Source organism: Pseudomonas sp. EL_65y_Pfl1_R83 (assembly GCF_963970695.1).
Taxonomy (GTDB): Bacteria; Pseudomonadota; Gammaproteobacteria; order Pseudomonadales; family Pseudomonadaceae; genus Aquipseudomonas; species Aquipseudomonas tritici.
In genome coordinates, this window is sequence record NZ_CAXAQI010000144.1 from 1 (window position 1) to 596 (window position 596).

At 54.4% G+C, this 596-nt stretch carries 2 protein-coding genes; both read right to left on the reverse strand.

Going from position 1 to position 596, the window contains the following annotated elements; all coding sequences use genetic code 11:
* Nucleotides 1-346 (reverse strand): IS110 family transposase (locus tag AACY08_RS28090; protein WP_339472361.1); only part of this gene is annotated, 346 nt, incomplete at its 3' end.
* Nucleotides 347-409: 63 nt separating this feature from the next.
* Nucleotides 410-596, reverse strand: a 187-nt coding sequence (locus tag AACY08_RS28095; RefSeq protein WP_339472363.1) for a hypothetical protein, incomplete at its 5' end; no start/stop codon positions are given.

The following is a 596-nucleotide window of genomic DNA, read 5'->3' on the forward strand; positions in this document are numbered from 1 at the left end:
TCATGAGTTGAAGGATCCACTGACAATCAAGTACATCAGACTTGCGACCGGTTATCTGCCGAGTGGCGCGGGAATTAACGAGATAGACCTCAAAACCTCGTCTATCCAGTATTTCGAAGAGCGGGATCCAATAAACTCCAGTCGCCTCCATTGCCACCATCTTGACGCCCATGGACTCAAACCAATCGGCCATGGCATGCAAATCATCGGTGAAGGTTGAAAACCGCCTAACCGGGTCATCGCATTTTGTCGGATCAACAGCCGCCAAATGCTCACCAGCGCCCACATCAACGGCACCACAATCGGGATGGATAACCTCAAAACGCTTTTGGTTCTTGCGCGTCATGACAATTCCTCGCAGGATTGAACGACGCGGGCGGGGTACACGGTGGCGAGCGGATTCACTCTCTTATACGTGGTCACAGCTTGCTGTGCCGACAATGACTCCACGCCGATACCGTGCAGGCCACTCTCCCACTCGGGTGCTGACACACCAGTGCTGGCTACGGCCTTTGCCCCGCACGCGTTCTATAACCTTACGATGAACCAGTTTGATGCGCGACAGCGCTACGTCGAAGATGTAGTGGGGCCTCCCA